The organism is Cupriavidus sp. 01T418 (genome assembly GCF_056398885.1).
Window position 1 is genome coordinate 51,254 of record NZ_JBFTQG010000047.1, and the last position, 6,737, is coordinate 57,990.

The window sequence follows — 6,737 nt, forward strand, 5'->3', positions numbered from 1 at the left end:
TGGCTGCATGCCCTTGAGGCCGAATGCCTATCGTGCGGGAGACGCATCCATGAAAGTCATCACCGAAGCCAACGAATTCGCGCCAGGCGGGGCGGTTGTGTCCATCGGCATGTTCGACGGCGTGCATCGCGGCCACCGGCGGGTGCTGTCACTGTTGCGCGCCAGGGGCCGGCAGTCCGGGCTGGCCACCGTCCTGGTGACCTTCGACCCGCATCCCCGCGCGGTCGTCCATCCTGAAGGGCCGCCGCCCTTGCTGTCCAGCCTGGATGATCGCATGGCGCTGCTGGCGGCCACTGGCGAGGTGGACACCTGCCTGGTGCTGCGTTTCGACCGGTTGCGCAGCGCGGAGAGCGTCGAGGACTTTGTCGGCGAAACGCTGGTGAGGCACCTTGGCATGCGCACGTTGGTGGTGGGCGAGAATTTTGCCTGCGGCCGTGRCCGCAAGGGCAATGTCGACTATCTGCGCGTGCTGGGTGCGCAATGGCGCTTCGATGTGGATCCCGTTGCGCTGCGTGCGCCGGCGGAATCCGGTGCCGGCAACCCGTGCTCGTCGAGCGAGACGCGGCGGCTGATCCAGCTTGGCGATGTCAGCGCGGCGGCGGCAATGCTGGCGCGCCCGCATGAAATCACCGGGACCATCGCCGCCGCGCAGCCGCCGTCTGGGCGTGCGATCTCGGTGGTGCTGCCGCAGGGGATGTGCATGCCGGCTGCAGACAACTATGCGGGTGCGGTCAGGCGCAAGGAAGGGGCATCGCCGTGGTTGCCGGCCATTCTCCAGGTGCGCGAAGCGCAGGCCTTGGGTGCGCCCGCGGTGCATCTGGTGACACGTGAGAGGATCGATGCCGCTTGCGGGGAGCGCATGGCCCTGCGTTTTTTCCACAGGGCCGGGGAGTTGGCCGCGGCGTAGCAGTTTGGTTCTGGTCTTCCGGACTTCTGTATGGATCGATCCACCGTTCGGGATGATCAGCGGAGAGCGGACGCGCTCAGGCCGTCGAGAATTTGTCGAGCAGGCGGAGGAACTCATTGAACTCGTCCCTGGTGAAATCCTTCAGGCGCGCATTCAGCACCTCGGGGGCAATCTCCGGAATCTGGTTGGCAACGCTGTGGCCCTTGGCGGTCAGCGCCAGGTTGACCACGCGGCGGTCGTCGATGCTGCGCGAGCGGGTCAGCAGGCCCCTGTGCTCCAGCTTGTCCAGCATGCGGGTCATCAGGCCGGTATCGATGGCCAGCAGCTTGCTCAGTTCGAACGGAGTGGTGGCCATGCCGCGGGACAGCGATAGCATGATGCCCATTTGCTGTGCGGTGATATCCAGTTCTTTCAGGGCGGTGTCCATCTCCATCAGCACGAGGTTGCGGGCCTTGTTGAGGAAGAAGCCGACGCTCTCGGTGAGGTTAAAGGTCTCTTTCGTGTAGTGCTTCATGGCCGTCTCCTGATCGCTGACTGGATAATATTTGATAAGTCAGATAAATGCAAGATCAGAATCTACAATTCTTGTGGTGCCGCTACGGGTCTCTATGCACGCAATGGCCACGGGACCGGCCGCTCCTGTGCCAGGGTGAGGCGGGCCTGCGTGTTCGGGGATTGCGCGGATGATGCCGCCACAGGCATCAGTGCGTGCCGCGCGGCTAAGGCATGAGGGGGCCGCGCGGGTTTGCCGCGCCAGGCGTGCCGCGGTGGATGCGCGTTGCCGCTTGTGGCGCGGCAACGCGGGGGAGAACTACTTCGGAGACTTCGCGCCGTCGGTGTACGGATCGGCCTTGCCAGCCTTGGCGCCGTCCGTATAGGGATCGGGCTTGCCGGTCTTGGCACCGTCGGTGTACGGGTCGCGCTTGCCCTGCGTGGCATTCAGGTCCATCTGGGTGGATTGCTTGGCGCCATCCGTGTAGGGGTCAAACTTGCCGGTCTTTGCTCCATCCGTATAGGGATCAGCCTTGCCGGCCTTGGCACCGTCGGTGTATGGATCGAACTTCTTTTGCTGGCCATAGCTCAAGCCTGAAGCCGTCGCGGCGGCGATAAATAACGTCATCGTGAGGACTTTACGCATCTCTTGCTCCGGTGGTAATGCGGCCGCTATGCCGCGGCCCGCCAATATCATCGTAGGAGTGATTTCGCGGCGTCCGTAGGAAAACGTTGTAAATCCTTGTTGCCACGGTTGCGGTTTTTTTCTGCACATTGGACAGAGGCTGCCAGGATGCAAATTCGCCTTGTGCGGTGTTGGCCGCATCGCATGCCCGTCCAGGGATCGCGAAAAAAAGTCCTTGACTATCTATCTACCAGTAGATAATATTCGGCACATGGAAGCCACTGCTCCGCCCCAGCAAGAAAAGCTGAAGCAGGAAAGAGGATCCAGCGCAACACCCGGGGAATCCCCGTTTTTTTTGGCCGGCTTATCTATCTACTAGTAGATAACAGCAAAAAGAGCGAAGGCTTCCAAAGCGTACCGATTCGATTCCGCGCCAGCGCGGATCCTCAAAGTGAATGGAGAACATCATGACCTCGAACCTCTTCGCCAAGACCCTGATCACCGCCGCCGCTCTGGCTGCCGCCTTCGTTGCCGGCACCGCGGCAAGTTCGACCCGTTCACGGAAGGTGCCCGCGTCGGCAAGGCCGACCCGTACACGGACGGCGCCCGCATCGTGGCAGGCCTGGACCGCACTGGCGTGTCGGCCTCGCCGGCGCGCAGCGTTGACCAGTTCACGGACGGTGCCCGTGCCGGCAAGTTCGACCCGTACACGGACGGCGCCCGCATCGTGGCAGGCCTGGATCGCACTGGCGTGTCGGCGTCGCCGGCCCGCAGCGTCGATGCCTATACCGACGGCGCACGTGTTGGCAAGGCCGACCCGTACACGGACGGTGCCCGCATCGTCGCAGGTCTGGATCGGACTGGCGTGTCGGCTTCGCCGGCTCGTAGCGTCGATGCTTACACGGACGGTGCCCGTACCGGCAAGTTCGACGTGTTCACCGAAGGCGCCAATGCCTGAGGGCAGGGAAGCGCATGACGGGGATGGGGAGCCGGTTCGCACCGGTTCCATGGCCTGAATGGCGCACTTGCCAGTGGCTGCAGCAGGGACAGGCTTTGAGTGGGAGTGCATCATGAATCTACGGGACGGTTTGCTGATCCTGACCGGCTGGGTGGTTCTCTGCGTGGCCAGCGGCGCTTTGGTCACCGCGGTGGCAAAAGTGCTGCCAGCGTGAATCACATGGACCGGCTTTGTGCGAGCGCACACGAAATTGGCTTGAGGATCTATCGATAGATAGATAAGATCGCGCTATGAAAACGAAATCCGTACGCGAACAACTGCTCGAACACACGCTGGTGCTGATGCGCCAGCGCGGTTTCAATGGTTTCAGCTACCGCGATCTGGCCGAGCTGGTCGGGGTCAAGACCTCGAGCATCCACTATTATTTCCCCGCCAAGGGCGACCTGGTGCTGGAGGCTGTGAAGGAGTACAGCGCCCGTATCTCGGAGCGGCTGCATAGCGTGGATCCATCGCTTTCACCGCGCGAGCAGGCGGAAAACTATCTCAGTTGGCTGCGCGTCGCTGCCTGCGGCGACCAGATCTGCCTGGCTGGCATGCTGTCCACCGAGACCCTGTGCCTGCCGGAGTCGGTCCACGCCGAGCTCAAACAGTTCTATCGCATGAACGAAAACTGGCTGTTGGCGCTGATCGAGCGCGCGCAAAGCGAGTACGGGAAGGTCTACCCGGTGACGGCTCGCGCGCTCGCGCAGGTGATCTACGGCGCGCTGCAAAACGGCTTGATCGTTGCCCGCCTGTTCGGCGCGCCGGAACGGCTCGAGTCGGCGGCGGCATTGTTGATCGCCTCGGTGTCCGAGTAAGTGTCCAGGTAGGCAGCCTGCGAGGCCTGGGCCGCACACATGTAAAAAGCCGACCTTCAGAGGTCGGCTTTTTGCTTGAGACGCAGGGGGCGATGCCGCGGCGTCATCCGGGCGCATTTGCCGATAGCTGCCAATGCGAGCCGGACTCTTGCGCGCGGCCGTCCTGCACCAGCTTGAGCAGGTGCGCCAGCAGCGAACGCTTTGCCACCGGGAGCATGTGTTCGGGCACGTCGTCATACACGCGCACGAGCAGGGCGTCGATATCGATTTCGCCCAGGTCACGCAGCGCATTGAGCACCTTGGCCTCACGCTGCGTGCGATGGCGGATCAAGGTGCGGATGGCATCGGCGGGCCTGGGCATCAGGAAACCGTGGCCAGGCGCGAGCCATTCCAGGTCTTCGTCCTGCAACGCGGCCAGCGAGACCTGGTAGGCGTGCATGTCGCCGTCGGGCGGATTGATCACGACGGTGGACCCCTGCATCACGTGATCCCCGGTGAACAAGGTTTTCTCTTCCTCCAGCAGGAAGCACAGGTGGTTGGATGCGTGCCCCGGCGTGTGGATGACCCGCAGCGTGCAGCCGTCGCCCAGCGCCAGGCGCTCGCCATGCTCCAGGATGCGCCCGGGCTGGAACGTCTGGTCCTGCCGCGGCGTCGGCGGTGCGGGCCGGCCCAGCACCGTGGCCCCGGTGGCGGCCTGCAGCCGGGGTGTCGCCGGGGAGTGGTCGATGTGCGTGTGCGTGGCGAGGATCCAGCGGATCGGTCCGGGTGCGGCTGCCAGCACCGCGGCCACATGGGCTTCATCGTCGGGGCCCGGATCGATCACTGCCCACGCGTTGCACGCCGGATCGCCGACCAAATACGTATTGGTGCCGGGCCCGGTCATGACGCTGCCATTGTTGGCGGTGACGCGCCGGATGCGCTCCGACAGCCGCACCGCGATATCCGCCGTCAGTTCATAGCGAGCATGCCCTTCGCCATGCGGGTCGATGCGCTCGATCTCCGCATAGGCAGCCTCGCTCGGCAGGACGGGGCGCGGGCCGTCGCTGCCTTGGGCCAGGCGGGGCATGATGCGTGCGATGTCGCGTTGCTGCGCGGCATGGTCGAAGCAGGCTTGCGCGGTGTCGAAGCGAGCGATCGACGCGAGCGTGCGCCGCGTGACGGGCACGGTCTTGAGCCCGCGTGCCGGGTCGATGGCATCGCTGGGGCGTACCCAGATATGTTCCACGGCCTCGTCGCCGTCATGCGCGGCGGTCTGGCCGGCGGGCGCCACCGCCACGAAGAAGCGTGTGTCGAAGCGCTTGGGCAAGCCGAGCGGCGTCAGCCAGTGGCTGTGGTAGGCCAGGCGGTCCACAGCCAGGCGCACATCGAGGCGCTCGCAGATCTGTGCCACGCCTGGACCACCCTGCCGGGCAGGCCGCCGCAGCCATGCATGTTGCGCCGCATCAAGGGTATCCAGCGCGATCAGCTCGCCAGCGGCATCGCTGGCGAAGAGCAGGCCGGCTTCCTCGAAGCATTCGCGCACGGCCGCCAGGTAATATTCCAGGCCGCCGTCGGGCAGCTTCAAGCGCTGGCTGGCGCAGGCGTCGTCCAGGCCGGCGCAGAGTTCATGCAGGGTCTTGTCTTGCGGGTCGAGCGTGCCGCCGGGAAATACAAAGGCGCCGCTGCTGCGGTCGTCGTTGCGCTCGGGGCGGCGCACCATCAGCACTTCCATGCCGGCCGCGCCATCGCGTACTACCAGGATGCTGGCAGCGTGGCGCAGGGAGGTCGATCGGGATGGCAAAGGGAGGGCATTTCCGCTCTGTTCTTGTTCGCTCATGGGGGGCGGGTTCCTGGTGGACTGGCTGGATTCAGGCTTAAGGCGCTAGTGTAGCGGCATCGCCCGGTTATGCCACCGAGGGAAAGCGAGAGGAAATCGTTGGCGGCGGACCGGTCGAGAGACCTACTTGTTGTTCGTGTTGTTCATCGCAGCGAACTGCTGCGTGAGGTAGGAGGCGGTGGAGTTCATCCGGCTGACCATCAGGTCAAGTTGCTGGAACTGAGCGCGGTACTGCGACATCGTGGCGTCGATCGCCACCGAGGTCCTGTCGTAGGTGGCCTTCAGGTTCTTGAGGTTCGCGGTGATACCGTCGTTGGCGGTCGTCAGCACGCCCTTGGGTGCGCTGAACGATTTCACCATCTCCGACACCTGGTTACCGTAGCCGGACTTGCCGTCGGCACCGCTGAACAGCTGCGCTACGCCGGTCCGGTTCTCGCTGAGCGCCTTGCCCAGCTTGCCCGTATCCAGTCCCATGGTGCCGTCGGCCTTGAACGAGATGCCGATCTGGGTCAGGTTAACCAGGCTCGTGTTGCCGTTGGGGTCTTGCGGTGTATTGAACACGGAGCGCAACTGGTTCTGGATCGTGCGCAAGGTGGCGTCACCGAGCAGGGGAGCCTGGGCGATCTTGTTGGCCTCGGACGCCCCCTGGTTGGCCTGGGCGATATCCTTGTCGAAGGCAGACAGCTTCTTGACGGTGGCCTGTAGCGTGTTATAGGCGTCGACGAAGCTCTTGACGGCGCTGGACATCGCGCCGGTGTCCGTGTTGGCGGTCACCGTGCTGTCACCGGTGCTGAGCAGGTTGAGGGTGAGGCCCTGGGCGGCACCCTGCACGACGTTGGTCGGGCTGGTCACGTCCAGGCCGTTGATGGTCAGCTTGGCATCGGCAGCCTTGATGTTCTCCGTCATGGCCTTGGTGCCGGCTGGATCGTACGCCAGCAGGCCGGCAATGGTGCTGGGGTCGCCGCCGCCGTTGTCTGCCACCGAGACACGCATGCTGGACTTTTCGCCCGTGGTGTTGGAGGTCAGCACCAGGTGATAGGGCGTGGCGCCGCCGTCATTGACGATGCTGGCCGTGACGCCCG

At 64.3% G+C, this 6,737-nt stretch carries 7 protein-coding genes; 3 read left to right on the forward strand and 4 right to left on the reverse strand.

The window, feature by feature from the left end:
- The first annotated feature begins 49 nt into the window (after positions 1–49).
- Positions 50–907 (forward strand): FAD synthetase family protein, encoded by an 858-nt coding sequence (locus tag AC1DQ3_RS30160; protein WP_477123787.1) that lies wholly within the window; start codon positions 50–52, stop codon positions 905–907.
- Positions 908–983: 76 nt separating this feature from the next.
- On the opposite strand, the gene AC1DQ3_RS30165 is transcribed toward AC1DQ3_RS30160, so the two are convergent.
- On the reverse strand, positions 984–1,421 hold the full coding sequence (locus AC1DQ3_RS30165) for a MarR family winged helix-turn-helix transcriptional regulator (RefSeq protein ID WP_477123788.1): 438 nt from the start codon (positions 1,419–1,421) through the stop codon (positions 984–986).
- A 297-nt stretch (positions 1,422–1,718) separates the two neighbouring features.
- Positions 1,719–2,045 (reverse strand): hypothetical protein, encoded by a 327-nt coding sequence (locus AC1DQ3_RS30170; protein ID WP_477123789.1) that lies wholly within the window; start codon positions 2,043–2,045, stop codon positions 1,719–1,721.
- 430 nt (positions 2,046–2,475) lie between these two features.
- Between AC1DQ3_RS30170 and AC1DQ3_RS30175 the strand changes: the two genes are divergently transcribed.
- Complete coding sequence (locus AC1DQ3_RS30175) at positions 2,476–2,982, forward strand: copper resistance protein CopQ (protein ID WP_477123790.1); 507 nt, start codon at positions 2,476–2,478, stop codon at positions 2,980–2,982.
- Between the two features lie 290 nt (positions 2,983–3,272).
- Complete coding sequence (locus tag AC1DQ3_RS30180; RefSeq protein ID WP_477123791.1) at positions 3,273–3,839, forward strand: TetR/AcrR family transcriptional regulator; 567 nt, start codon at positions 3,273–3,275, stop codon at positions 3,837–3,839.
- 103 nt (positions 3,840–3,942) lie between these two features.
- Here the strand turns inward: AC1DQ3_RS30180 and AC1DQ3_RS30185 are convergent, their stop codons facing one another.
- Together AC1DQ3_RS30185 and fliD are read right to left on the reverse strand one after the other, a co-directional pair.
- On the reverse strand, positions 3,943–5,655 hold the full coding sequence (locus AC1DQ3_RS30185; protein WP_477123792.1) for an MBL fold metallo-hydrolase: 1,713 nt from the start codon (positions 5,653–5,655) through the stop codon (positions 3,943–3,945).
- A gap of 123 nt (positions 5,656–5,778) precedes the next feature.
- Positions 5,779–6,737, reverse strand: a 959-nt coding sequence (gene fliD, locus AC1DQ3_RS30190; RefSeq protein ID WP_477123793.1) for a flagellar filament capping protein FliD, incomplete at its 5' end; no start/stop codon positions are given.

What these genes read in the sequence shown, in the direction of transcription:
- AC1DQ3_RS30165 (WP_477123788.1), bottom strand. Translation starts at nt 1,421, where the DNA reads ATGAAGCACTACACGAAAGAGACCTTTAACCTCACCGAGAGCGTCGGC.
- AC1DQ3_RS30170 (WP_477123789.1), bottom strand. Translation starts at nt 2,045, where the DNA reads ATGCGTAAAGTCCTCACGATGACGTTATTTATCGCCGCCGCGACGGCT.
- AC1DQ3_RS30180 (WP_477123791.1), top strand. Translation starts at nt 3,273, where the DNA reads ATGAAAACGAAATCCGTACGCGAACAACTGCTCGAACACACGCTGGTG.
- AC1DQ3_RS30185 (WP_477123792.1), bottom strand. Translation starts at nt 5,655, where the DNA reads ATGAGCGAACAAGAACAGAGCGGAAATGCCCTCCCTTTGCCATCCCGA.